The sequence below is a fragment of the Metaplanococcus flavidus genome, assembly GCF_042675885.1.
Classification (GTDB): domain Bacteria; phylum Bacillota; class Bacilli; order Bacillales_A; family Planococcaceae; genus Planococcus; species Planococcus flavidus.
Window position 1 is genome coordinate 529652 of record NZ_JBHTKI010000008.1, and the last position, 26456, is coordinate 556107.

Here is a 26456-nt window from a genome sequence, read left to right on the forward strand (position 1 = left end):
ATTTCCCGGGAAATTAAAACACCGGCACGCAGATTGTTGTCTGCGTGCCGGTGTTTTAATTTATATCAAGCTGCGATGTCCCGCATCAGCAGAAAAGCAACCTCAACAATGTCGCTCTGGTCATGGCTGCCTTCGTTCGTTTGGTACTCGAAAAACTCAAAGCGGCCATTCCAAATCTCCGTTTCCCCTTCATATCGTTTATCGAGTTCCAACCCTTCGTCCTCAGCCCATTTCTCCAAAGCATAGGATGTATCATCCAAATACTCGGTCGTCCCTTTGTGAACAGCAAAGGCATATGACCCTCCGGGAATAAAGCTGGCAACTATCCGTTCATCCCCTGAAATCATGCGTTCCACGGGTATACCCACTTCCAGACTGAACTTCTCTTCCACACCGCCCATTACCCAATACCGGCAAAATGGCTGGCCAGCGGGTTCGATCTTCCTGCGCTTCAGCCAGCTGTATACTTCTTCAACTAAAGCGGCTATTTCTCCACGGTCCAATATTTCCATTTCTACAGGAATTGCGATGTATGGCTTTTCTTCTTTTATCTCCACTTTCTGCCCTTCAAACAGTCTCTGCGTCATTTTACCTCCTCCTCCCCTTCCTTCAGATCAACATATCCGCATAATCTTTTATGGTTAAAATACCCTCTTTACTAAAAGTTAGTCTTAATATGAATGTCGCTGCTTTTCCAAAACCAGTCACAATATCTACATAATATTTCCTGATTGCCAAATTGACTTTGGAGGCGTAAAACCATATGCTTTAACTAATGACCAGACAGTCACTTTTGGTGACCCGGTAGTTACAAGGAGGAATCCAATGAATAAAAAGACAGATTTGATGAATGCCGCAGTTCATTTATTTTCAATAAAAGGCTTTCACCAAACTTCGGTTCAGGAAATTGCCCAGGCTGTGGATATTTCAAAAGGAGCGTTCTATAAACATTACGATTCCAAAGAAAGCCTGTTGATCGGCATTCTGAAACGTTACCAAACGGAAACGCTGGCAGAAATGGAACGGCTTTACATTTCTGAAGACCTCGGACCGAAAGAAGCATTTACTAAAAAGTTGGCATTTGAGCTTGAAAGCGTGCTTGCTGATCGTGATTTTTTCATAATGGTTTTCAAAGACATGCCAACTGGCGATAACGAACACTTGACTGCTTTGATGCAGGAGATGCGCAGTTCGTCTTCCAAATTCCATCAAAAGAGCCTTCTCGAAGCCTTCGGTACAGACATCGAACCATTTCTGGAAGATTTGACGATTGTCGTGGAAGGCATTTTAAAAGAATATATGATTACAATCATACTGGATAACCGCCAGGTATCCATGGACAAACTGAGCCGCTTTATCGCCTCCTCCATTGAAGCAATTACGGAACAACTGAATGGTATGGAAGCGGTTTTTACAGCTAAAGATGCTGGTGGTGAGTTATCCATCAATAGCCTTTTCGCCGATATGGAAACGAAAATTAAGCTGTATTCAAAAAACACAACACCATTGCTGGGATCGCTCGATTTATTGCGTCAGGAACTCCAGCAGAAGGAGCCGCGCGACTTTCTTGTTGACGCGCTTACCGCTTACTTGATGCAGGAAAAACAAATTGAAAAAGAAATTCTTCTATTGAAGAATCATCACTGAGGAGTGTCCTTGTTGAAAAAAATTATCGATTTTTCATTAAATAATAAGTTCGCCATATGGATTTTGACCATAATGGTCGTCGTGGCAGGACTTTATGCCGGATTGACAATGAAACAGGAATCGATCCCAAGCATCACCTTGCCGGCAGTTACGGTTGTCACAGTTTACCCTGGCGCCGCACCTGATGAAGTTATGGAAGAAATTACGATTCCAATGGAACAGCGGATCCAGAATATGAATGGCGTCGAATTGACCACGTCGTCATCGATGGCAAATGCGTCAACCATCCAGGTCCAATACGCTTTTGAAGTGGACATGGACGAAGCCACACGGGAATTGGAAGATGCCTTGTCGCAGATTTCAATTCCGGATGCAGCTGAAGAACCGCAAGTATCCCGGCTGAGTATAGATGCTTTCCCGATTCTGACGTTAAGCATCAGTAACCCGGGAAGTTCTTTGGAAGAATTGACTGCCACGGTGGAAGACAATGTCCTTCCTATGCTTGAAGGAGTCGAAGGCTTATCGGACGCGCAAGTTTCCGGTCAGCGCATGCAAAAAGTCAACATGACTTTTGATGATGCAGCATTGACTGAGTACGGATTGACACAGGAAACGATCCAGCAATTGATCCAGGGCTCCAATCTTACGTTCCCGCTCGGTTTGACCGAATTTGACGGCGAAGTGAAAAACCTGGTCATTGACGGCAATATTACAACAGTCGAGGATTTGCGGAACCTGCAGATTCCAGCAATTCCGCAACAGACACAAGCTCCTGATGGGGGTATTCCGGGTGAGACCCCGTCTGTTCCCGGAGAAACTCCGGCGGCGCCGGAAGTGCCGGCTGAAACACCGGCTGCAGCAGGTGTACCAACAATAGCCTTGAGTGAACTGGCAGAAATTGAAGTCGTCAGTGAAGCCGAATCGATTTCACGTACAAATGGTGAAGAATCAATTGGCATATCCATCGTTAAGGCGCCGGATGCCAATACAGTGGAAGTCGCCAATGACGTGAAAGATATCATCGCTGATGCTGAAGAAAACTACGGCTTGACTATAGCAACAACTTTTGATCAGGCGGAACCGATCGAGCATTCTGTCGAAACGATGCTCAGCAAAGCCTTTTTCGGAATCCTGTTTGCTGTCGTCATCATTTTGCTGTTCTTACGCAGCTTTAAAACGACACTTATTTCCATCATCTCGATTCCTTTATCTTTATTGATGGCAATTTTCTTATTGAACCAGATGGATATCACGCTGAATATCATGACGCTCGGCGCATTGACTGTCGCAATCGGACGGGTTATCGATGACTCCATTGTGGTCATTGAAAATATTTACCGCCGCATGGGCTTACGTGGCGAAAAACTGCGCGGCAAAGAATTGGTCCGTGAAGCAACACGGGAAATGTTCCTTCCGATTTTCTCATCAACAATCGTAACAATTGCGGTATTCCTGCCGTTGGCACTCGTCAGTGGACAAATTGGCGAACTGTTCCTGCCATTCGCCCTTGCAATGGTTTTCGCATTATCTGCTTCATTAATAGTGGCAGTAACGATAGTACCAATGATGGCGCATTTGATGTACCGCAAGCAATTGCATAATCTGGATGCCAATAAAACAGTGAAGAAAGAACATAAACCTGGCAAAATGGCTTCAGGTTATAAACGTGTATTGGAATGGTCTTTAAACCATAAAATCATCACGTTCGGCGGAGCATCTGTCCTTCTTGCCGCAAGTATGTTCCTGTTACCTGTTATCGGCGTTACTTTCCTTCCGGAACAGGAACAGAAGATGGTCATGGCAACTTACAGTCCAGAACCAGGGCAAACACGGGAAGACGTTGAAGGCGTCGCACTCGATGCTGAAAACTCAATCGACGGCCGTGAAGGCGTTACTTCGTACCAATACTCGCTTGGCGGAGGCAATCCGATGGTAGCAATGGGCGGAGGCGGAGATAATTCCGCATTATTCTATATCGAATATGATTCTGATTTTGAAGACTTCAGCAATGAAAGCACTAAATTGATCGAAGACCTGAATGATTCCACTGAATCCGGCGAATGGGCCAGTATGGATTTTGCTGCAATGGGCGCAACCGGCCTTGAACTGTTCGTTTATGGTGATAATTTAGAAGACATCCAGGCAGCCATCGATCAAATCCAACCCCTCATGGAAGAGCACGAAGGCCTGGAAAATACAGAATCGAGTTTGACTGAAGCGTACGATCAATTTACATTAGTAGCGGATCAGCAAGCCTTGAGCGAAAATGGCTTGACCGCCGCCCAAATCGGCATGGCATTAAGCGATGTCGGTGAAGCTCCTGTCCTGACGACAGTGCAGCATGAAGATAACGAGATTAATGTTTATATTGAAACGGAAGAAACTGAGTACAATGGCATCGACGATGTAACAGGTGTCGAAATTCCAACCGCACTGGGAACTACAGTTACAGTTGGCGATGTAATGGAAGTCGAAGAAGGCAGATCTCCTGATACAATCAATCGCAGAGACAGCCAGATGTACGCTTCCCTTTCTGCAGAGGTACTCGGCAATAATGCAGCTGAAATTACAGCCCAAATTGATGAACAAGTTGCAGATCTTGATTTGCCATCGGGTGTATCGACCGATCAGGGCGGTATTACAGAACAAATCAATGAATCGTTCACCCAGCTTGGCCTTGCAATGCTTGCTGCCATCGCTATTGTTTACTTTGTATTGGTTGTGACATTCGGCGGAGCACTTGCTCCATTTGCCATCCTGTTCTCATTGCCATTCACTGTAATCGGTGTATTGGTAGCCCTGTGGGTCACTGGAGAAGCTTTGAGCGTCAACGCGTTGATTGGTGTCCTGATGCTGATCGGTATCGTGGTCACCAACGCTATAGTCCTGATTGACCGGGTTATTCACATGGAACAGGCAGGGCTCTCGACACGCGAAGCCCTTCTCGAAGGCGGCGTTACACGTCTCCGTCCTATCCTGATGACAGCACTCGCAACAATCGGTGCGCTGATCCCTCTTGCAATAGGTGCAGAGGGCGATGGTGGCGGTTTGATTTCCCAAGCACTGGGCATCACCGTTATCGGTGGATTGATCAGCTCCACCTTGCTGACATTAGTCATCGTACCGATTGTTTATGAAGTGACAGCGAAGTTCAGACGCAAAGAAGCAAATTAAAGTTTAATTTTAAGTTCAAGAGCAAGATGGATGGAGCCCTCCGGTCGGAGGGCTCCTATTTTTGTGGGTAATTATAGTGTGAGTCGTTTTTACGGTAGTGTATAAGTGGTTAGCACCCTGTTTAATGGTGAATCTAAAGGTAATTATTGGGTGATTTTTTGTGACCGCAACTAAATTCGTTATTTCCGCAACAAAATGATTGATTTCCGCAACTAATCGGATGATTTCCGCAACTAATCGGATGATTTCCGCAACTAATGTATGGGAAAGCGCAACTATCCGAAAGTATATAGGAAATATTATACATTTATTTTTCAATTTCTCTCACCAGAGTTAAATTTCTTTCGAATCGCACCCCAAACTCCTCTAACCGCACCCCAAAGCTCTCAAATCGCACCTCATGTAACGCCAAAAATAATTATAGAAAATATTTCCAAAACCTACTATCTACTCTTTCCCTTTAACAACCCTATCTCGCTCCACATCAAAAAAACCGATCAGCCCCTTAGCCAACCGGTCATTTCCATTAGATTCTCTACGTGCTTCATTTCTTCCGCAAATGCTCCAGCACCACTTCATCAATCAGCCGCTCATCTGTCCAGCGGTCGTCGAAGTTTTCGCGCAATGTGAATGTTTTCAATGCTTCTTTCACGGTTTCATTGTAGCCGGTGTGGTCCACAGTATCGAGCATACCCAGGCGCACTAGATGGCCTTTGATCTCCTCGAAAAGTTCGCCTTCGATAGCGAGCTGTTCTTCGGTGCTTTCACCGAAAACTTTATGAAGTTCGTACAAGCGCAATAATTCCTCGATTGGCTCGGGATGGTCGTCGACACGCAAGTCCACTTTGACATCATTATAGCCACCGTACCCCGCACCTTCCTGCAGGACATATACTGCAGCGGATTGTTTGCCGCGGCTGTCTCCGCCTGCATGCTGAGCAGCAGCCAATGCTTTGATCAGGCGTTCGGCCAGTGGATCAGTCGATTGTTCGAACGAATTGCTCATCGCCGATACGGTTTCTTCACTGACGAGGATATTTCCCTGAGCTGAATGGTTTTTGCCGATTTTATGGCCCGCCCATTCAAAACATTCTTCACCGGTAAATGCGCTGGCTTCGCCGTCTGCATTGATGACAGCCACCTGGCGCAAATTGCGGCCCGGATCGTCTGCCACCAGTTTAGCGATGACTTCTTCCGGTGATAATCCTTTCTCGAGAAGTTCCAAACCCTCCGGTCCGTATTTCGTATTCGCCCATGACTGTGTCGCTACAGCACCGACATTCGCTTTTGCCCATGGTACCACTGCGCCAACTGCCAGAAATTTCGATTGAACGCCAACTCCCACTTCCCCTGTTTTCGGGTCTGCCCCCACTATGGAAAACGTCGCCACCAACTGCTCTTTTTTCATTTCCAATTCCCCCTTTATTTCAGTTTACCCTAATTTTCAAAATTTTTAATTGGAATCAACACAAAAATTGCCATAAAAAATTGCACCTGAACGATTCAGGTGCATCCGCGTCTATTGTAAATTATTTTTATCCGTCAAATTCATATACTGACCTTTTTCATTCCGTTTAACAATTTTCATAAACAAAAGAAGCAGCAGGAATAAAGCCGCTAGCGAAATTGCAATTGCAGGAAGAAAATTGCCGCCTGATGCTTCAGGAGCCGTTGCTTCGCTGGCAAATGCTGCCTGTGGAGTTCCGGACACGGAAAACTTCTCTTCTGCAAAAAATTCTTTCTTGTCTGCACTGCCTTTAATCAACAGCACATATTTCCCTTCTTCGAAAACATGCCCTTTCAGATCGACCGGAAAACGAATGTCGGATTTAGGCGCCATTGCGAAAGAATCTATAACTCCATTCAATATCGTTTCTCCGTCTTTGTCCATAATTGTGTAAGTGCCTTGAACATTTTCCAGGACCGTCGAGTTTCCATTCGCTACTTTCATCGTCAGCAGGTTTTGACTGCTATCGAATTGCGCTTTGCCCAGCGAAAAGCCGGCCGCCGAATTTTCAGGCATATTCACCTTCACTGCCACAAGCTGTTGGCCAAGTTGTTCAAATGTATAATTGCTGCCGCCATCATTTAGTGGCTCCATGGAAAGCTCCTGACTATTATTCGCGGTAGTCAGCATAATACCTCCAAGAAGTGTACCGCTTGCATCCCATGGAACATCAAAGTGATAATGCACAATTTCAACTGTGTTAGCAGGAATCTTAATGGTTTCCTGTACAATAAGCAGATCTGTCAAACGGGGATGGTCTTCTTCATCCAAGTCTGCATTTGCACTGTACAGAATTCCACCCGTTTCTGCTGTCCAGGCGTCCACAGTTTCAGCATTCAATTCGATAGGTTCGTCACTCGTATTCGTAAGTCGGAAATTCAACGTTATTTGCTGACCAGGTCCGGCATCGACATTAAAATACCCTTCAGAAAAACTTTGCTGGCCTTCTGCAGGCAGCAACTCGACTTCGAAATCATTTGCGGAGTCCGCCGCATTAGCTGATATTGGTATTAAGATCATCAGGAAAATAAGTATTAGAACACGTGAAGACATAATGTTCCTCCAGTAAAATTATTCTTACAAAAAATAAAAAGTTGCGTCGACCTGACACAACTGCGATTCCCATGTAATTGTAAGTAAAGCTAAGCAAATCAAGGAAGGTTGTAACTGACCATAATCAGTTTAAATACCTTTTCTTATATATTACAATTATATTACAAGTTCTGTTACAGTAAATCAAGCTTTTTACCCATTTTCTGTTATGTTAAACATATTTGTGTGATATTCACTAAAGATAAAAGTGCAAAAATAATTATCTGAATAATATAAAAACTTATTTTTTATTCAATTAAAATATGGTATAATAAAATTAACCTAATTTCCGTCTTTTCCTGTGTCAATTATGTAATTACATAGATAATATTACCCGAAATTTTTATACATACGCTAAGGCAACCCATTAGTGTAAATAAAAAAAGGGGTGAGTATAGTGGGCACGAGAATTTTTAAGATTGCGGCAGCCATACTATTGGTCTTAACCAGCCTGTTTTCTTTCAGCGGCCAGTCTGAAGCAGCCAGTTCAACTTTTATAACGAAAGGCAACACTACCAGCAAAGTTGTGGCGCTGACATTTGATGATGGAGCGGACGGAACGAACATCAACAAGATTCTGAGCATCCTTTCCACACATAACGTGAAAGCGACATTTTTCCTTACAGGTTCCGGCGCAGAACATCATCCGCAGGGAATCAGGAATATTGCTAACCAGGGCCACCAACTGGGCAATCATTCCTATAACCACCCGGATTTCAGAACATTGACAGCCACCCAGATGAAATCACAGCTCGACCGGACAGAAACGATTATTCGGAACTTGACCGGCAAAACAACTAAGCCGATTTTCAGAGCGCCATACGGCTACACTAATGCCAGCGTCCTGTCCGGAGTTGGCGCAGCTGGATATGGCTACACCATTCACTGGAATATCGATACCATTGACTGGCGCGGTGATTCTGCAACGACAATCACCAATAAAGTGGTGAATAATATTGTTCCCGGGTCCATCGTTCTGATGCACACAGGAGCCGGCGCAACAGGCACGCCAACTGCATTGCCGAACATCATCACCCAGTTAAAAGCGAAAGGCTATTCATTTGTGACGATATCCCAATTATTGAAATCGCCTTCTGCCCCGCCAGCAACCGGCACCAAATATACCGTTAAGGCTGGAGACACCTTGTACGGAATTGCTCAACGTTTCAACACGACAGTTGCCAAAATCGCAGCCGCCAATAATATTCCAAACATCAATTTTCTGAGCATCGGCCAGGTCCTGATCATCCCAGGCACCACCGGGACAACACCAACACCGCCGCCAGCCACAAGCGTTAAGTACACGGTCAAAGCGGGAGACACTCTTTATGGAATCGCCCAGCGTTACAACACCACCGTCGCCAAAATTGCAGCGGCTAACAATCTGCCAAATGTCAATTTCCTGCGCATCGGACAAGTTCTGGTCATCCCGGGCGCCACTACGACACCACCGCCAGCCACCAGCGTCAAGTACACAGTCAAAGCCGGAGATACGCTGCACAGCATTGCAGTCAGATATAATACGACTGTCGCCCGAATTGCAGCCGCCAGTAATATCTCGAATGTCAATTTACTCAGCATCGGACAGGTGTTGACGATTCCTCGATAAGAAGAAACGGAAACTGGAAAAAAAGGCCAAGCACGCGGTATCACGTGCTGGCCTGTCTTCTTTTATTACCGCGAACAGCGGCTATAAGCAAAACCATTGGAACTCTTGGATCTCAACATTTCCAATCACTTAAAGCAGGGTTGCAATGGACCGTTCCCGAAGCAGCTTTTTCATCATTTCTTCCACTCTTCCACCATATTCCTCATGGTCCAAAGCAAACTCCATTTGAGTCTGGATAAACCCGAGCATTTCACCCACATCATATCTTTTCCCTTCAAAATCGTAAGCATAGATGCTCTGTAATTCGTTCAGTCCCTGGATGGCATCCGTCAGCTGGATTTCGCCACCAGCCCCAACTTCCTGTTTATCAAGAAATTGAAAAATTTCGGGTGTAAGTATATACCTGCCCATAATTGCCAGGTTGGAAGGCGCCGTTCCTTTAACAGGTTTTTCAACCATATTTCTGACTTTATAGCAGCGGCCATCAACTCCAGCCGGATCCACAATTCCATAGCGGTGAGTTTCATTTTCATCCACTGACTGTACGCCAATGATGGAAGAGCCGATTTCCATATATTGATCGATTAATTGCTTCAGACAAGGCTTCTCCGAACGGATAATATCGTCACCCAACAATACGGCAAATGGTTCATCTCCGATAAATTTACGGGCAGTCCAAACTGCATGCCCTAATCCTTTCGGTTCTTTTTGGCGAATATAATGGATTTCGACCTGGGAAGAATCCCGTACTTTTTCCAGTAATTCAAACTTCCCTTTTTTAATCAGGTTTTCTTCAAGTTCGAAATTATTATCAAAATGGTCTTCAATCGCCCGTTTGCCTTTCCCTGTAACTATTATGATGTCTTCTATTCCTGACGCCACCGCTTCTTCCACAATATACTGGATGGTCGGTTTATCAATAATTGGGAGCATTTCTTTTGGCATGGCTTTTGTCAGCGGCAAAAATCTTGTTCCGAGACCTGCAGCAGGAATGATCGCTTTTCTAACTTTTTTCATTTCATCTCCCCTTCCAGTTCCAGTTAAACTGCATCATTTCAACCTTAATTCATAAAAGTTTTTATTACTTCATTTCCTTTTGAATCTTCAGCCTCATATACTACATTCTCCAGAAAGCCATCAGGAAATTTTCTTGACCTTTTCAGCAGTCAATTCACCTCTGCAATAATTTCGATTTCCGCTTCATTTCCACTATATCCATGAGGATTCATGGATTGCCATCTCCAGGCATCTTCACACATTTCCAATAGATTTTTTTCCGCCTTCCATAACAGACGCTTTTTTGCTTTTTCAGGACTGGCATAGCAAACCGCTATGTCACCGTCACGTCTATCAACCACCTGATATGGTATATTCACAGCTGAAGCCAGAGTAAAAGCCTTAATCAGCTCGAGTACACTGTATCCCTTTCCGGTTCCTAAATTGAATGTTTCAATGCCCGAATGGCCCGCAAGGTATTCCAACGCCTTCAGATGCCCCTTCACTAAATCTGTTACATGGATATAATCCCTGATTCCCGTGCCATCTGGTGTGTCGTAATCTTCACCGAAAACTTGCAGTAACGGCCTTCTGCCTATGGCGACTTGGGTGATATAGGGCATCAGATTATTTGGACTCCCAGTTGGATCTTCTCCGATCCTCCCACTTATATGCGCCCCGATAGGATTGAAATAGCGAAGTATAGCTATTTTCCAGAATGGGTCTGACTTATATAGATCATGCAGGATTTCCTCAATCATTAATTTGGTTCGGCCATAAGGATTGGTGGCACCAAGAGGGGAATCCTCATCTACAGGTCGATTATCTGATGGCTGGTATACGGTTGCAGATGAACTGAAGACAAGTTCCCGGACATTAAATTGACTCATTATTTTGCAGAGGTTTAGCGTACCTGAAATGTTTTTTTCGTAATAATGCAAAGGAGTGGAAACTGATTCATTAACTGATTTCAGTCCTGCAAAATGCATTACCGCTTTAATATCATGCCGACGGAAGATATTCTCCAATTGTTCTATATCCATCAGGTCTGCATGATAGAATTCAAACTCTTTCCCAGTCAATTCCTTAATTCTCAGGATTGCTTCTAAACTGCCGTTGACCAAAGAATCCAAAATCACGATGTCATAACCGTTTTCCAATAATTCCACCGCAGCATGGCTGCCTATATATCCTGCACCGCCCGTGATTAATATCATTCATGCCCCTCCATTCCTTGTTCCATCCGCAGAAAAACGTGTCTTATGTTCTGTAGCGGTTCCTATTCCGCAAAGAAAATTGAAAACATAACTTTTTGCCGAGGGATCAATTTGCTTTTCCAAGTGGTAAGATACTCTCCGGTTTTTTGACTTGTCATAAACCAGCCGTAATATTATATAAATTCTTTTTTTGTATAAACGCTTCTCACTTATCAATATTCGCAGCCTGTCTTTAGAAGTGATCTCTCTGAATAAGCTCAATTCCTGCAAACTCTGGAAAATGTATTCTTTTTGCCCGGATTTGATTGCCTCATGGAATAAATCTTCATACTGGTATATATAGAAGAGTTTGCGCTCTGGCGGGTCCAGTCTGTCTATTGTATTTTCAAATTTAAGCATGTAAAATTTCTTTAATTCCCTGAATTCACTGTAATTCGAAGGATTATTCACTCCGTCCTTGACTTTGCCTATCATAATCTCCTCAAAATTAAGGACTTTGAAATCTTCCAATATTCTAATCATGAATTCTATATCCTGATGGCGGATGAACCTATCATCGAATCCTCCCACAAATTCAACGGCTTTCCGGCTTAAAAAAAAATTACTTCCAGTACCCAACGTATTGCCATCCAATAGAAGTTCTCTCTGTGTCAAAGGCCATACAGGTCGTACAATACTGTTGTAACTGGATTTATCAATAATGACGACTCCACAATAGATCCCTTCATATTGAGGATTAGCTTTTAACAGAGCCAGGCACTTTGCGATGCGGGACCGATGGTAAAAGTCATCATCGTTCAGAAAGCATATATAGCTTCCCAATGAAGCTGCAATTCCTGTATTGCGGGCAGCGGCGCTAATTTTATTCATTGAATGTTTTATATATTTAACACTTCTGAATTTGTTGTAATTCTTCATTACCTCTTCCGTCTGATCCCGTTCACTTGTTCCAGGCTCGTTATCATCTACCACTATCACTTCCACCGATTTATAGGTCTGCTCAAGAACACTGTCAATAGCACGGGATAAATTTTTCGCCCCATTAAACGTTGGGATGATTACACTTACTCTGGATTCCATTCAAATCTTCTCCGTCCCCAATTTCCATTTCACCTTCTCTGCCACTCTTTGAATCTTGTTGTTTAATACCGGTGATCTTGTTTTATCAGAAGAGGCGACATCAAAATAGGCACCCACGGCCATAATTAATGTCACATCCAATTCATCAAAATAATGTGATATCCAACTTTCCTGCGCCGGCACTCCCATACCTACCAGCAACAAGTCCGGCTTAACTTGATTGATATCTTTCAGAACTTCTATCGGATCTGTAAAAAATCCATTGCAGCTCCCCGACAGTATTATGTCAGGAAATTCACTCATAATTTTTACTCCTGCCTTCTCAGCAACTCCCGGATTCCCACCAAGCAAATACAAGCTCATTTTCTCCTGATTGAGAATCTTCAGCACATCAGGGGTGAAATTAATTCCGTTCAAGCTTTCTTTCCTCGAATTGCTAAATGCCCGAGCACCTAATTCAATCCCGATTCCATCATTTAATATAAACTCTGCTGCGTTCAGGTTTCTTAAATAACCCGGATTTTTCCTGGCGGCATTGTAACAATGGGCGTTCAGGAAAAAAATGCGAGTTTTCAGCTGTGTTACCAATCGAAAGTGCAGTTCTTCCAAAATATCTTGTTTTTTTGCCGTGACAAGTTTGATATCCCCTATTTTCCTGAAGTTTTTTTCATCAAAGTTCCACACTTCGTGGTTAAAATCCAGCATTTGGCTGCTCCTCCATTCAACAGGCGTCTTTTGAGCCAAACAATACAAAAACAGTTTTAAATATCAACTTCAAGTCAACAATAGTATTTCTTTCCTCAATGTATTGCAGGTCCATTTTCACCCATTCATCAAAACCAATGCTGCTTCTGCCACTCACTTGCCAATAGCAGGTAAGGCCGGGAGTTACAGCGAGTCTCTGGAGTTCGAAATCTGTGTATTTTTCAACTTCATCAGGAAGAGCAGGCCGTGGCCCCACCAATGTCATTTCACCTTTCAGGACATTAATAAGCTGTGGCAACTCGTCAATGCTTGTTCTTCTGATAAACGATCCGACTCTCGTCACTCTCGGATCGAAGCGAATTTTGAATACCGGCCCCGAAGCTTCATTTTTGTCAATTAATGACGCCTTAAGGGCTTCGGCGTTACTGACCATCGAACGAAATTTATACATATTGAACAATTTACCGTCTTTGCCGACTCTCTGCTGTTTGAAGAAAATCGCTCCATGAGGGTCTTCCAATTTGATCATCAGCATTACAAGTGCCAACATCGGAGAAAGCACTGCGATTCCTATGATTGAAATGAATAGATCCATGAACCTTTTTATGTGCGGATAAAATGATACGGATTTTTTCTTTTCAACCACTTCAGAAACTTCGGGCATCCCCATTGTTAAATCTTCTGACATTGTTTTAACTTCCTCTTCGTTTCGGTTGCCTGACGTTACCAATGCAATCACCGCCTTTTAGAATTACCGTGACTTGAAAACATGGACTGGAAATTTCCAATTGGTTTTTTTCATCAAAATCAGTCCATTCATCAACTGAAAAATGAAAATTGTAAATTTTCCGTTAATTTAAGCCATATGTCCCCCTTGCCTTAAATATCGTTTCTCTCAATAGTCTAAAAGATACTATATAATAGTTAAAACAAAGTTAAAATAATAAATATAATTAATAATACCTATAATATTTCTCTTTTCAAGCAAAAAAAGGCTTCAGAACCAGAAAGTTCTGAAGCCTTTTACAAAATAAGGCATTTTCAATAAATTTGTACGTTTTGAATTCACACAGTTCGCTTATTCAACGTCCTGCCTTCTTGAAAGCAGCTCTTCTCGATGACGGGCTGTTATACCCTCTCCGCGACTGCTGATCTTCCCCAGTGACACAGTTATTGCCGTGATAAACGTAAGGCCTGCTGCAAGTATTCCCCATATCATAATTTGCCTCTTTACTCCCCCGAAAAATATAATTAAAAATTCCTGTTTATGAATCTGCCGTCAACACTCCAGAAATTTCATATAAAAAATTATATCATCAATTGAAGGCTTACCCCAGCTTTACTTACATAAAGATATATTGATATTCCCACTGGTTCTGTTCCCGCGACTTTCGAGAGAAGAAAGGTCAGAAAATGGCATACTGTATCCAAAAACGATAAAATGATAGGGACAAATCAAACAAAAGAGGTGCTGACAATGCAATTACACAAATGGGAAGGACATCGCGATGATGCAATGCTAATCATGGCGAACTTGCCAAGTGACAGGCTGATTTATATGACGAATGACAATGAAGCCGTTCTTCTACAGGAATCTTACGGCGGAACAACCCTGCCTGTGGCCTCAGCGTACGAGATTCTGAATAGTGTAGGGGATATTAATAACGGCTATTTCGCAGTATTCAACAATATTCCCGTAAGCGAGGAAAAGAAAGACCTGTTTGAATCCCGTTTCTCCAATCGGGCAGGGCTTGTTGAAAAAGAACCCGGTTTCGCAGCAATCCGCGTTATGCGTCCGCTCAACTCGGATACATACGTTATTCTGACTTTATGGGAAGATGAGAAAGCATTTAAAAACTGGCAGGAATCTGAAGCTTATAACAATGCCCACGCCAAAAGGGGCACAGAAAAAGGAATTGACAAACAGGCGAACGTTTTCCCGCGTCCCTCTTTTGTGAAGACTTACGAGAAGTGAATAAGGTTATTTAATAACCCGGCAGCCTTTGAAGGATTGCCGGGTTTTTATTTACATAAGGATGTTCAATTACTTCCCTGTCGATTTTTTCTTTTTTTCAGTAAAGAATGAATCGCCCAGTAAGAAAAGATGCCTGTTGCAGCTCCGGCGCTGTCGATCATCACATCCCGGAATTCTCCACTCCTGCCAACAATGAACAGCTGATGAAATTCATCGGTAATCGCATAAAAAACAGCGATTAAAAAGGCGGCAATAGCATCTCTTGATGTGGGAAAAGAATTACTTTTGAGTGCATTTAAAAGTAAAATCCCCAAAATGAAATACGCTATGAAATGAGCATTCTTACGCATTAAGGTGTGGAAGCCTTCTATTTCCGTCTCTATTTGCGGGAGTGCACCGGAAACTAAAGCCAGGATCATTTCCGAGATTCCCGAACTTAGTCCGCTGGAGACGGTACCCGGCTGGTGTGACAAGATAAAAATGATTGCCATCCAGCCGATGGCAATTATCCAGGCAACTTTTCTGTTTTTCAGCATCTGTAACTTCCTTTTCTACTGGCTTTAATCGCTACCAATAATTATAGCATCCTTTATTAAAGGATAAAATAAAGGAAGCCGGCAATGAGATCGCCTGCTTCCTTTATGCTTTTTGTTTCTGAACTTATAAAAGCTGTTTTATCATCTTTAAATCGTTTTTAACAGAGCCGGGAATTCCCATGCTGCTGAAGCGGTTGTTTCTTCGACTTCAACAGTAAATTCAAATCGTTCTATTATCAATACTTCAAAACGTTTGCAGATTTCTTTGAATTTTTCATTGTCTGGCATAATCCCCAACTGGTCATTCGCAGCAAATAAGGGCAAACCGGCTTTTTTACACAGAGCGATGGCGTGCCAGGCATTAATACCTTCGAAAGCAGAGAAAACTCCATTCACCTTTTCTTCTTCAATAATTTTATCCAGTTTTTCGATATCGCCAATATTTATGCTGAACGATTTATCCGCATAGCCTTTTGCCGGTGCGCCAATAATGTCATCCACGACTATTGGCGACATCCCCATCCTTCTCACCGCTTTGACTATCTCAATCATATGTCTTGTTCCGCCTAGAATAAGAATTTTCTTCTGGTCAGCCATTCTCATTTCCCAGCCTCCTCAAATTCGCGATATGCGTCTCACCCTAAATCTATATGTGCTTATTCTTTCCCAACTGATTTTTGATCATGTCTATTTGTGAATGACCTGCAGCAATGAGTGAATTACCTGCCAGTCCCATTTCTTGTAATTGCCTCCCTACCCTTAATCATCGATACCTTATTTCTATCCTGATCATTAAAGACTTTAAAAACTGTATTGACCTTGCATCATTTGAAAGGGCCATAGAGGCTTTTCTGAACCACCGCCGGATAATAAAACCAAGGTCATATTATCCCCTCCATTCGATTTCAAATTTTAGAAATGCACATGATTAATTCTGGAAAAGTCATTAAATTCACAAGCCGGAATAACAAAATAATATTTTTTCATCAAAATTGCAGCGGAATTAAATATGGCATCGAGTCTTTTTTACTTCACCTGAATGACTCATAAGTTCATTCTAATTATAAATACCTAAATATTCAAGTTATTTTTCTAATAAATGTGAATTATCAGTAAATAATGACTATTACTCCCATTCCTGAGCTAACTTTGTTGAAAAATCACCGAATAAAACGGTACTCGAAATTAAATTTCGAGTACCGTTCGGAAATCATATAACTTATTCTCGAGTTTCATTGTTTAATCTGTTGCTGACTATCAATAGAGTTTTCATCAAGATCTTCTCCAGAGTACGCCAGGGAGTGAAACACCTCGCGATATTTATTGATCGAGGTCGCTTTTGTTAAATGTTTCTCCAAGTATTGCCTTCCATTCATCCCCATTTCTTTTAAAGTATCTCTATCCATATTGTAAAATTGTTTTATAGCAGAGATAATCTCGTTGTAATCTTGCGGTTCTACAACAATGCCATTGCCACTCTCAGAAATCAGCCTGTCTATTTCGCTGCCTCGTTCTATCACCCCTAGAACTGATTTACCAGCCGCCATCACTCCATAAATTTTGCTCGGAACAGAAACCCCTTTTATGCCTTTTTGGTTTACTACAAGATGAATGTCCGCTGCATTCAAAGAATAACGTATGAATTCTTTAGGCTGGTAAGGAAGAAACAGCACATTTTCCAGTTTTTCTTTTTCTATATAATTCTGCATCTGTTGTTTTACTGCGCCTTCGCCGATGAAGAGAAATACTATATCTTCTACATCATCAAAGTTCTTAAAGACTTTCACAATATTCTCCAAATCGTAGTAGAGTCCCAAATTACCGGAATACATAACAATAAACTTGTCTTGAATTCCATTCTCCTTAAGGAAACCTGTTACTTTTTCGTGATCTTTATCCAGAGGGAGAATTTCAGTCTCATTCGTCCAGTTGCTGATAACAGTATACGCGGGTACATTTTTATGCTTGAAGCGCTCTTTTAAAGTTTCAACCATATCATTACCCACTAGTAAAATGTGATCCGCATAGCGGCAATTAATTTTATCAATCACTTTCGCAACAGCAAAAATAAACTGGTTATTTGTATATTTCACTGCAGCTGCTTGTTCAGGATTAAAATCGTGGATGCTGTAAATATGCTTGGAACGTTTAAAGAATTTGCCGATCGAACCAATTAACCCGCCCAGCACCGGGGGCTGAGAAATCGTAAAGATGATATCGGTCCTTTTCTCTTTCAAGAGAGCGGTATTGGCCAGTATAAAATAAGAGACTATATATTTTATTCTGCTGATCTTTGATTTTTTATTGACTTCTGGAAGCTTGATTCTAATTACTTTTATGGCTTCCAGGAAATCCTCTTCAAAGATTTTGACGCCATAATTTTTCTCTCCGGCATATCCCGGCTGCGCCGCGATGACAGTTATGTCATAATCGTGCTGGATATTACTCGTCAACTCAGTGAGCAATTGACTTGTAGCCGCAAGATCAGGATAAAAATAATTGATGACGAAAGTTATCTTTTTTTTATTATCCATAATGACCTTCCTATCTGTAGGGGGATTGTGAATGCCATGAAAAACTATGATTCCAGTTTTCTTTTCTGGCCAAAAACAGCCAACTCTTTTTCAAAATTGACAATGATCAGATAAATGACGATGAATATAGGAACGATGATCAGCATCGGTTTAATATAATAAATGAACCCATACCACATTACGCGTGGCACAGTGGTTACAACCATATAATAACCTAAAGCGAATCCGATCCCTCCGAAAATCTTAGTAAGTAAATAAGCCGGAAAAAAAACAATGAAAAAAGTTAAAAATGGAGCGATTAATATCCCAATCACCTGATAGTTCATGTAATATTCTCCATAAACGAGCAAGCCATAATTAGTGTGTATATTAGATGCCACTATATGGGAAGCTCCTGCTGTTTCAAGTCCTGAAAAGAAGGGCACCAGTTGAGGGATATAGTTTACCAATGTATATGTGTTGCCGTATTGCTGATTCACTTCAATTGCAGCGGCCGTAGAATAGATAAGGTCCTGCACTGTCGGATAATTGACAAGATTGTAGAACGAATCCAGGATTGCCGACGCATCAAATATGAGTCCTGTTTCTCTTACTAATCCCAAATAAGAAAATATTAACACTCCCACAGCCAATATCCCTATTTTTCTAAACTTGTTGGTTTGGATAAATAACTTCCCTTTTTTTGTATTGGTAATTATTATATACATGATTAAAATCAAACCTAAAATATCTACTCTCGCATAATGGGAAAGCAGCCAAAAGGGAACAAATACTAAGGCGATATTGCGTATGCTGCTGTTCCTCGAGCCTATTAACACGAAAAAATAAGAAATTGCCACTACAGAATTCCACGCATTTCCCGGCAGCAGACTTTCGGATAGGTCTTGATAAGCCTTTCCCGGTATATCCGGCAGGTAAATTATCGCAGCTGCAATCGACACAATACTAAAAAACCATGTTGACAGGCGACTGCCTGAAGCTCCTGAAAAGAAACTCAATACTTTAAAATCGTATTGTGCAAAAGATTTTTTCGTAATCAGAAGCAAAAGTGACCAAACAAAATAGAAAAATAGCGCAGAAAATGCCAGTATATAAAAATGTTTTTCAATCAATTGGGTAGGATCATTAAACAATGGTTGCACTTCTCCATGTGGAGCAAATCCCAACAGACTTACGATAGGGAGAAATAAGAGCATAAGAGAAAATGAAGCATACCCAATTTTAAAAATCAAAAGATCCATTGTAAACTTCACTGTAAAAATAATCAGAATAATGACATTGAATATGTCATCCTTAACAAATTGCTGATCAATTTTAACCAAATAATAAAAAAGCGAAATTCCAGCAAGGACATTAATGAGAATTGGTATGATTTTCACAATCTTGTCATCCAACATTCTATTGTTCTCCATCAAATCATCCCTTCACTCCCAGGGAATTACCCAGTCTATGCATTGGCAAGAAACAATTGCGCTGATGCACATCAGCATGCAGTAATTAATTGTATTTCAAATCCATTTCACGTTCTTTTTCAATCAATCTGTAATCGTTTTTCACCATGATTTCCACTAATTTTTCAAATGACGTACTAGTGGGATTCCATCCCAGAAGATTTTTGGCTTTCGAAGGGTCGCCTAATAATTGTTCAACTTCTGTAAGGCGGAAATATTCCGGTTTAACTTCTACCAGCACTTCTCCCGTCGCTTTATTGAGACCCCTTTCATCAATCCCTTGTCCTTTCCACTCTATTTCTATTCCGAGGTTTTTGAATGATAAAGTCGCAAATTCCCTGACAGTATGCATCTCGCCTGTCGCTATAACAAAATCTTCCGGCGTGTCATGCTGCAGAATCATCCACATACACTCAACATAATCTTTAGCGTAACCCCAATCACGTTTCGCATCCAAATTCCCTAAGTATAATTTTTGCTGTTTACCATGTGCAATCCTTGCAGCTGCCATCGTGATTTTGCGAGTTACAAAAGTTTCACCTCTTCGTTCGGATTCGTGATTGAATAAAATTCCATTTACCGCGAACATGTCATAGGACTCGCGATAGTTTTTGGTAATCCAAAACCCATATAATTTTGCGACTGCATAAGGAGATCTGGGATAAAATGGCGTTGTTTCTTTTTGTGGAACTTCCTGCACCTTGCCATAAAGCTCAGAAGTCGACGCCTGGTATATCCGTGTTTTTTTCTCCATCCCTAAAATTCGCACCGCTTCTAAAATACGCAGCGTGCCAACACCGTCTACATCCGCCGTATATTCAGGAGTTTCAAAAGATACTTTGACGTGCGACATTGCTGCCAGGTTATAAATTTCATCCGGTTTAATTTCGCTTATCAACCTTATGATATTCGAAGTATCCGTGATGTCTCCGTAATGAATATAAAAATTTTCGCTCGATTTCAATTCTTCTATATACAAATGTTCAATTCTCTCCGTATTAAAACTGGAGCTTCTTCGAATGATGCCGTGGACTTCATAACCTTTCTCTAAAAGAAAATCCGATAAAAACGATCCATCCTGCCCAGTAACCCCTGTAATCAATGCAATTTTCATATGATCCCCCTTATTTAGATACCAGATTTTTTTTATTCAGCTCTTTTAAATATGATTCATAGGTCAACTCTAAACCTTCTTCCAAAGTCGTTTTCGCTTCCCATCCTAATTCTGTCAGCCTTGTGATATCCACTAACTTGCGCGGCGCCCCATCCGGCTTAGAAGTATTGAAGATAATTTCTCCTTTGTATCCGACGGTATCTTTCAGCAGCTGTGCTAATTGATGAATGGCAATGTCTTTACCTACTCCAACATTAATCAATTCGCTGCCGTTATACGTATTCATTAAGTACACTGCAGCATCAGCTAAATCATCGCAATACATGAATTCCCTTCTCGGATTTCCTGTTCCCCATACTTCCACTGCTGGTTCAGAATTGACTTTTGCTTCATGAAATTTCCTGATCAACGCAGGAAGCACATGAGAATTTTCAAGATCAAAATTGTCATTGAGCCCATAGAGGTTAGTCGGCATTATAGAGATATAATTCGTTCCATATTGTCTGTTGTAGGACTCACACATTTTGATACCAGCTATTTTTGCGATTGCATAAGATTCATTTGTCGCTTCTAATACCCCTGTCAGTAAATATTCTTCTTTCATCGGCTGGGGTGAAAATTTCGGATATATACAAGTACTGCCCAAGAAAAGGAGTTTCTTTATATCGTTCTGAAATGAAGCATCGATGACATTTGTTTGAATGAGCATGTTATCTCTTATAAAATCGGCTGGATAGGTATTATTGGCAACGATTCCTCCTACTTTTGCTGCGGCCAAAAAAACATATTCCGGCTTTTCTGCTTGGAAAAACTGATTGACTTCATCCCATTTTCTTAAGTCCAGTTCCGCACGGGTTCTATAAACCAAATTATTATAGCCATTAGATTGCAAATACCTCATTATAGCCGATCCCACTAAACCCCTGTGGCCTGCTATATAAATTTTAGATTCTGTATTCATGCTTTTCCCACCTTGTATGTTTATTTTGGTTTCTGTTTTCTATTATATTCATTCCGATTTTGAATGCTGATTGAATGAAGTACCTTCATTTCAATGTATACTGCTTTTTAAAATATGATTGATATTCTCCGCTTAATATATTTTCCCACCAGTCCTTATTGTCAAGAAACCATTGAACGGTATGGGCGATGCCAGATTCAAAATCATAAACAGGTTTCCAGCCTAATTGTTCCAGTTTTGTCGGATCGATAGCGTAACGTTTATCATGCCCTTTCCGATCTGTGACAAATTTGATCAGATCTTCTGATTTCCCCAAAGAGCGGATAATCGTTCGAACGACTTCCAGATTGCTCTTTTCATTATGGCCGCCGATATTGAAAACTTCTCCGCTTTTCGCTTCATGCATTATTAGATCTATCGCGGAACAATGATCGGTAACATGCAGCCAATCGCGAATATTATTGCCATTGCCGTAAACAGGCACCTCCTGATCATTCAAAACTCTTGAAATGGTCAAAGGAATCAACTTTTCCGGAAAATGATATGGTCCGTAATTATTGGAACAGCGCGTAATATTAACCGGCAGTCCATACGTCTCGTTATATGCTCGGACAAGCAGATCCGAAGAAGCTTTACTTGCACTGTATGGGCTATTGGGCTGTATTGGGCTATTTTCATCAAAAAATGTATCAGAATCGAACTCTAATTCTCCATAAACCTCATCCGTCGAAACATGAACGAATTTTTTTACGTTTATTTGTTTGGCCGCATCAAGCAGGACTTGGGTTCCAAGGACATTTGTTCTGATAAAAATTGCCGGATCATCAATCGAACGGTCAACATGGCTTTCTGCTGCAAAATGTACAACATAGTCGAATTCCTCTTCTTCAAATAAAGCTTCAATCGAAGTGCGATCGGCTATATCCATGTTTATAAAGGAGTAATTTTTATATTGTTCAATTTCCTGATGTTTGGTTAAATCTCCAGCATAAGTCAACATATCCAAATTATAAATTTCATATTCAGAGTACTTTTTCAACATATATTGAACAAAATTACCGCCAATAAATCCTGCGCCGCCAGTCACTAAAATTTTTGTCATTGTAAGCTCCTTAGGTTTATTTATTTGGTTGCAAATTTCGTTCGGTGGAAATATCCATTAAATATTTGCCGTATTCTGTCTTGATAAGCGGTTCAGCCAGTTCCACCAATTGAGCTTTTGTAATATAGCCTCTCCGGTATGCAATCTCTTCTATACAGGCAACGTAAAGTCCCTGCCTCTTTTGAATGGCTTCCACAAAATTTGAAGCTTCCAGTAAAGCTTCATGAGTCCCCGTGTCAAGCCACGCCAGCCCCCTGCCCATGATATTGACCTTCAATTCTCCGTTTTTCCGGTATTCCTCTATGACGGCTGTTATTTCTTTTTCTCCCCGTTTTGAAGGCTTTACTTTTTTAGCGATTTCCACGACTTTGTTGTCGAAGAAGTATAAACCGGGAACCGCATACGAAGATTTTGGATTTTCAGGTTTTTCTTCAATGGAAAGAATATTCATCTCGTCATCCACTTCAATTACTCCATATGCTTTGGGATCAGCCACATGGCAACCGAAAATAACACTGCCCGTCTTAAGTTCAGCAGACTCCAATAGCCTGCTTCCAAAATCCGACCCATAAAACACATTATCTCCAAGAACCAACGCAACGGGAGAACCGTCTATAAAGCTTTCGCCAATCGTAAACGCTTCGGCAAGTCCGTTAGGTTGTTCTTGAATTGCATATTCCAATTTCATTCCTATTTTTTGCCCATTGCCCAGCAAACTCAAAAAACCTGCTATATCCCTGGGTGTAGAGATAATCAGAACTTCCTTGATGCCAGCCAGCATCAGGACCGACAGTGGATAATAAATCATCGGTTTGTCATATACCGGGAGCATCTGTTTCGAAATGGATTTTGTCAACGGATATAAACGTGTCCCTGTTCCACCAGCTAAAATAATACCCTTCATCGATAATCCCTCATTTCTTATAATTGGGTTACGGTTTCTTGAGTGATATGAAGTTCTTGAAAAATCCTGCAAATTTTAGTGACAGAGTCGAGTTCCAGTTCTCCATAAAAGGGTAATGATAAAACTTGTTCGACAGACTTGTTTGCAACTGGCAGATTCTTTCCTTGTGCCGATTCAAGATGGGTGTACCAATCAAATTCACTGCACAAAGGATAAAAATACTTTCTCGTAAAGACATTGTATTCTGTCAGTTTTTTTTGAAGCCAGTCCCTTGAGCGTCCGAACTTGTTTTTATCTATTTCGATCACAAAATATTGATAGCTGCTTTGTTCATTTTCTAAATTGGTTATTATCCTGATTCCGGGAATACCCGCCAAATGCTGTTCATAGGTTTTTTTGATGCGATGCCTTTTCTTTCTTTCTTCTTCCACTATTTTCAGAACTTCCAGGCCGATGCCTGCCTGAATTTCGTTCATTTTGGCATTCAATCCGGATAAAACAACTTCTTCCCCATTCAAAAGACCGAAATTCTTCAATAAGTCGAGTTTTCTGACCAGTTCTCCATCCCTGAAAGTAAGAGCTCCTCCTTCAACCGTATTGAAGAGTTTTGTTGCATGGAAGCTGAACATTGTCATATCTCCGTATGAACTGATGGGATTCCCTCCAATTTTTGCACCGAATGCATGTGCTCCATCATATATGACTTTCAGCCCGTATTTATCTGCAATGTTCTGTATTTTTTCTGTTTCGCAAGGATTGCCAAATACATGTACGGCAAGAATTGCGGAGGTATTTTCAGTGATTAGACTTTCTATTTTATTGGCATCAATATTCAGGGTTTTCCGGTCGATATCACAAAATACCGGTGTCAGCTGATTCCAGTCGAGCGCTTGGACTGTTGCCGGAAATGTAAATGGGGTTGTGATAACTTCCCCTTTTAACCCAAGTGCTTTCAACCCCAACAACAAAGCCAAAGTCCCGTTATTGAATATAGAAAGATGCTGTGCTTGAAGGTATTCCTGCAATTGCTTACTTAATAAAGTGAGTTGTTTGCCGTTATTTGTTACTTGCTTACTTTCCCATATCTCTTCGAGTTTTCCGCTGACATTTTCCAGATCCGGCAATAACGGCCGTGTGACATAAATGGGGTTTTCAAAAGGACTCAGCATCTTTTTCCTCCTTGTTTTGTGAAATTCAAATTTTGCTTCAGTTCGATTTAATAGGATTTAATCTCTTGATAACCGGCATGATCAAGTGGAAAATAATATTCAACTCCCCAATTTTCACCAGTTTGCTTATCCCCATGTAAATAATGATGCCAAGAATAATTTGCATGAGCATTGTCAAAAAGTTATTCTCTGAAATAACTGCACCAGCAACATAAACGATTATCCCCATGAGGACCGATACTGTGTAAATCGGAACCAGGTCTTTCATCTGTTCTTTAACCGTATAAGAGATCAACTTGCCCGAAAAGTAAGTATTAATAAACAAAGCAATATATGAATCCAGCACCGCTGCTCCAACTAAACCGAAAATTCCAAGTTTCAGCCAAATTGCCAAAAAAATTAAAATTGAGGCTACAACCATTTTCAATATTTCCAAATTAAGATACAGGTCGGATCTGCCTTTCACTTGAAGTATATTCAAATTCAAAGCATGGATAGGATAAAGCATTCCGCCGATACAAAGGAGTTGAAAGTAAATCACCATCGGCATCCATTGGGCTCCGAATAAAAAAAGGATAAGAGGCTCCGCTATCGCAGCCAGACCAATCATTATCGGAAATATGATAAAAGCTGACAATTTGATGACTTTTCTATAACTTTGCTTTAATCTTTCTTTTTCATTCTGTATGCTGCTGAGCACAGGATATGTCACACGTTGAATGGTAGCTGATAAATTTTGCGCGGCCATATCACAGAATTTAGAAGCATTAGTATAATAACCCAACTGTGCTGTCGAATACTGTCTGCCGATGATCACGAAATAGATATTCGTGAAAATGGTATCTATTAAGCCGGACACCAGAAGCTTCCATCCAAATCCGAATAAGCGTTTAAATGAAGTAATACTGAAGACAAATGAGGGGAGCCATCTTTTTGATAAAGTCAGCAAAAGTGATTGTATTATATTCAGCGCCAATGTCCTGAACACCAGACTCCAAACACCAAATCCTGCCAAAGCCATCGCTACTGCCACCACTCCGGAAATAATGCTCGCGGCCATATTCACTTTAGCCTGCGCTTTAAAATTTACTTCCTTCGTAAACATTGCTCTGGGTATAATCCCGAATGCATTGATGATAATTCCTAAAGTCAAAACACGCAGCAAAGAAATTAGTTCCGGTTCTCCAAAAAAAACACTGACTGCAGGTGCTATCAAGTACATAAAAAAATAAATGAGAATAGAAACTGCTAAATTAAAATAGAAGACTGTGGAATAATCCGTTTGAGTCGTATTTTGCTCTCGGATGAGCGCCTGGGTAAATCCGCTGTCAACAATTGAATTGGAGACCGCAATAAAAACGATAATCATTCCGATTAAACCGAAATGCTCCGGTAGCAGCATCCTCGCTAAAATGATCTGGATGATAAATTGAATTCCTTGATTCCCCATTAAATCACCGAAACTCCAGAGCAAACCTCCAATTGTTTTTTTCTTCAAAGAATTTTGTTGTTTCATGTAATGACTCCTATCCTAAAGTTTCTTTCTATATTCCAGAAAACAACAAAATATAAAATCGCCATCCAACTTGTAGGACATTTTGTACAAGGTTTGAAAACGAAGAAACCCAGCAACCACATGGAGAGTACTTTATACTTAGTCTCGACCTTTTTTTTAATTCTAAC

The 26456-nt window shown here is 41.2% G+C and carries 22 protein-coding genes and 1 pseudogene; 4 read left to right on the plus strand and 19 right to left on the minus strand.

Going from position 1 to position 26456, the window contains the following annotated elements; genetic code table 11:
• Window positions 1-65: 65 nt before the first annotated feature.
• On the minus strand, window positions 66-587 hold the full coding sequence (locus tag ACFQ1X_RS07545; RefSeq protein WP_144838007.1) for a GyrI-like domain-containing protein: 522 nt from the start codon (window positions 585-587) through the stop codon (window positions 66-68).
• A gap of 238 nt (window positions 588-825) precedes the next feature.
• Here ACFQ1X_RS07545 and ACFQ1X_RS07550 point away from each other — a divergent pair, with 238 nt between their 5' ends.
• Window positions 826-1647, plus strand: a complete 822-nt coding sequence (locus ACFQ1X_RS07550) for a TetR/AcrR family transcriptional regulator (protein WP_144838009.1) — start codon at window positions 826-828, stop codon at window positions 1645-1647.
• A gap of 12 nt (window positions 1648-1659) precedes the next feature.
• The gene (locus tag ACFQ1X_RS07555) at window positions 1660-4821 is read left to right on the plus strand and encodes an efflux RND transporter permease subunit (RefSeq protein ID WP_144838011.1); all 3162 of its coding nucleotides are present in this window, start codon (window positions 1660-1662) and stop codon (window positions 4819-4821) included.
• Window positions 4822-5365: 544 nt separating this feature from the next.
• Here the strand turns inward: ACFQ1X_RS07555 and ACFQ1X_RS07560 are convergent.
• Both ACFQ1X_RS07560 and ACFQ1X_RS07565 read right to left on the minus strand, forming a co-directional pair.
• Window positions 5366-6229, minus strand: coding sequence for a DUF1028 domain-containing protein (locus ACFQ1X_RS07560; RefSeq protein WP_144838013.1), 864 nt, complete (start codon window positions 6227-6229; stop codon window positions 5366-5368).
• A 111-nt stretch (window positions 6230-6340) separates the two neighbouring features.
• On the minus strand, window positions 6341-7381 hold the full coding sequence (locus ACFQ1X_RS07565; RefSeq protein ID WP_144838015.1) for a WxL protein peptidoglycan domain-containing protein: 1041 nt from the start codon (window positions 7379-7381) through the stop codon (window positions 6341-6343).
• 436 nt (window positions 7382-7817) lie between these two features.
• Here ACFQ1X_RS07565 and ACFQ1X_RS16525 point away from each other — a divergent pair.
• Window positions 7818-8282, plus strand: a pseudogene (locus ACFQ1X_RS16525) (polysaccharide deacetylase family protein); the annotation flags it as partial.
• Window positions 8283-8764: 482 nt separating this feature from the next.
• Here the strand turns inward: ACFQ1X_RS16525 and ACFQ1X_RS07575 are convergent.
• From ACFQ1X_RS07575 to ACFQ1X_RS07605, 6 genes are all read right to left on the minus strand, one after another.
• Window positions 8765-9001, minus strand: coding sequence for a DUF2537 domain-containing protein (locus ACFQ1X_RS07575; RefSeq protein ID WP_407943667.1), 237 nt, complete (start codon window positions 8999-9001; stop codon window positions 8765-8767).
• Window positions 9002-9158: 157 nt separating this feature from the next.
• Entirely contained in the window at window positions 9159-10046 is an 888-nt protein-coding gene (gene galU / locus ACFQ1X_RS07585) for a UTP--glucose-1-phosphate uridylyltransferase GalU (protein WP_144838019.1), read from the minus strand.
• Between the two features lie 149 nt (window positions 10047-10195).
• Window positions 10196-11242, minus strand: a complete 1047-nt coding sequence (galE, locus tag ACFQ1X_RS07590; RefSeq protein WP_144838021.1) for a UDP-glucose 4-epimerase GalE — start codon at window positions 11240-11242, stop codon at window positions 10196-10198.
• Complete coding sequence (locus tag ACFQ1X_RS07595; RefSeq protein WP_144838022.1) at window positions 11243-12322, minus strand: glycosyltransferase family 2 protein; 1080 nt, start codon at window positions 12320-12322, stop codon at window positions 11243-11245.
• Window positions 12323-13027, minus strand: coding sequence for a WecB/TagA/CpsF family glycosyltransferase (locus ACFQ1X_RS07600; protein WP_144838024.1), 705 nt, complete (start codon window positions 13025-13027; stop codon window positions 12323-12325).
• A 16-nt stretch (window positions 13028-13043) separates the two neighbouring features.
• The gene (locus tag ACFQ1X_RS07605) at window positions 13044-13715 is read right to left on the minus strand and encodes a sugar transferase (protein WP_379081971.1); all 672 of its coding nucleotides are present in this window, start codon (window positions 13713-13715) and stop codon (window positions 13044-13046) included.
• Between the two features lie 789 nt (window positions 13716-14504).
• On the opposite strand from ACFQ1X_RS07605, the gene ACFQ1X_RS07610 reads away from it, so the two are divergent.
• On the plus strand, window positions 14505-15002 hold the full coding sequence (locus ACFQ1X_RS07610; protein ID WP_144838027.1) for an antibiotic biosynthesis monooxygenase family protein: 498 nt from the start codon (window positions 14505-14507) through the stop codon (window positions 15000-15002).
• Between the two features lie 65 nt (window positions 15003-15067).
• Here ACFQ1X_RS07610 and ACFQ1X_RS07615 read toward each other — a convergent pair whose 3' ends face one another.
• From ACFQ1X_RS07615 to ACFQ1X_RS07660, 10 genes are all read right to left on the minus strand, one after another.
• Window positions 15068-15538 (minus strand): VanZ family protein, encoded by a 471-nt coding sequence (locus tag ACFQ1X_RS07615; protein WP_144838029.1) that lies wholly within the window; start codon window positions 15536-15538, stop codon window positions 15068-15070.
• 147 nt (window positions 15539-15685) lie between these two features.
• The gene (locus ACFQ1X_RS07620; protein ID WP_144838031.1) at window positions 15686-16141 is read right to left on the minus strand and encodes a hypothetical protein; all 456 of its coding nucleotides are present in this window, start codon (window positions 16139-16141) and stop codon (window positions 15686-15688) included.
• A 629-nt stretch (window positions 16142-16770) separates the two neighbouring features.
• The gene (locus ACFQ1X_RS07625) at window positions 16771-18072 is read right to left on the minus strand and encodes a glycosyltransferase family 4 protein (protein ID WP_144838032.1); all 1302 of its coding nucleotides are present in this window, start codon (window positions 18070-18072) and stop codon (window positions 16771-16773) included.
• A gap of 44 nt (window positions 18073-18116) precedes the next feature.
• On the minus strand, window positions 18117-19469 hold the full coding sequence (locus ACFQ1X_RS07630) for a hypothetical protein (protein WP_379081975.1): 1353 nt from the start codon (window positions 19467-19469) through the stop codon (window positions 18117-18119).
• Window positions 19470-19569: 100 nt separating this feature from the next.
• Window positions 19570-20637: a GDP-mannose 4,6-dehydratase gene (gene gmd / locus ACFQ1X_RS07635; RefSeq protein ID WP_144838036.1), complete on the minus strand. Its 1068-nt coding sequence runs from the start codon at window positions 20635-20637 to the stop codon at window positions 19570-19572.
• A 10-nt stretch (window positions 20638-20647) separates the two neighbouring features.
• Entirely contained in the window at window positions 20648-21598 is a 951-nt protein-coding gene (gene fcl, locus ACFQ1X_RS07640; RefSeq protein WP_144838038.1) for a GDP-L-fucose synthase, read from the minus strand.
• 85 nt (window positions 21599-21683) lie between these two features.
• Window positions 21684-22700 carry a dTDP-glucose 4,6-dehydratase gene (rfbB, locus tag ACFQ1X_RS07645; protein ID WP_144838040.1) on the minus strand — a complete coding sequence of 339 codons (1017 nt, stop codon included), beginning with the start codon at window positions 22698-22700 and terminating at the stop codon, window positions 21684-21686.
• A gap of 16 nt (window positions 22701-22716) precedes the next feature.
• Window positions 22717-23604, minus strand: coding sequence for a glucose-1-phosphate thymidylyltransferase RfbA (gene rfbA / locus ACFQ1X_RS07650; RefSeq protein WP_144838042.1), 888 nt, complete (start codon window positions 23602-23604; stop codon window positions 22717-22719).
• A gap of 17 nt (window positions 23605-23621) precedes the next feature.
• Window positions 23622-24773: a DegT/DnrJ/EryC1/StrS family aminotransferase gene (locus ACFQ1X_RS07655; protein WP_144838044.1), complete on the minus strand. Its 1152-nt coding sequence runs from the start codon at window positions 24771-24773 to the stop codon at window positions 23622-23624.
• A 37-nt stretch (window positions 24774-24810) separates the two neighbouring features.
• Window positions 24811-26289 carry a lipopolysaccharide biosynthesis protein gene (locus ACFQ1X_RS07660; RefSeq protein ID WP_144838046.1) on the minus strand — a complete coding sequence of 493 codons (1479 nt, stop codon included), beginning with the start codon at window positions 26287-26289 and terminating at the stop codon, window positions 24811-24813.
• Window positions 26290-26456 lie beyond the last annotated feature (167 nt).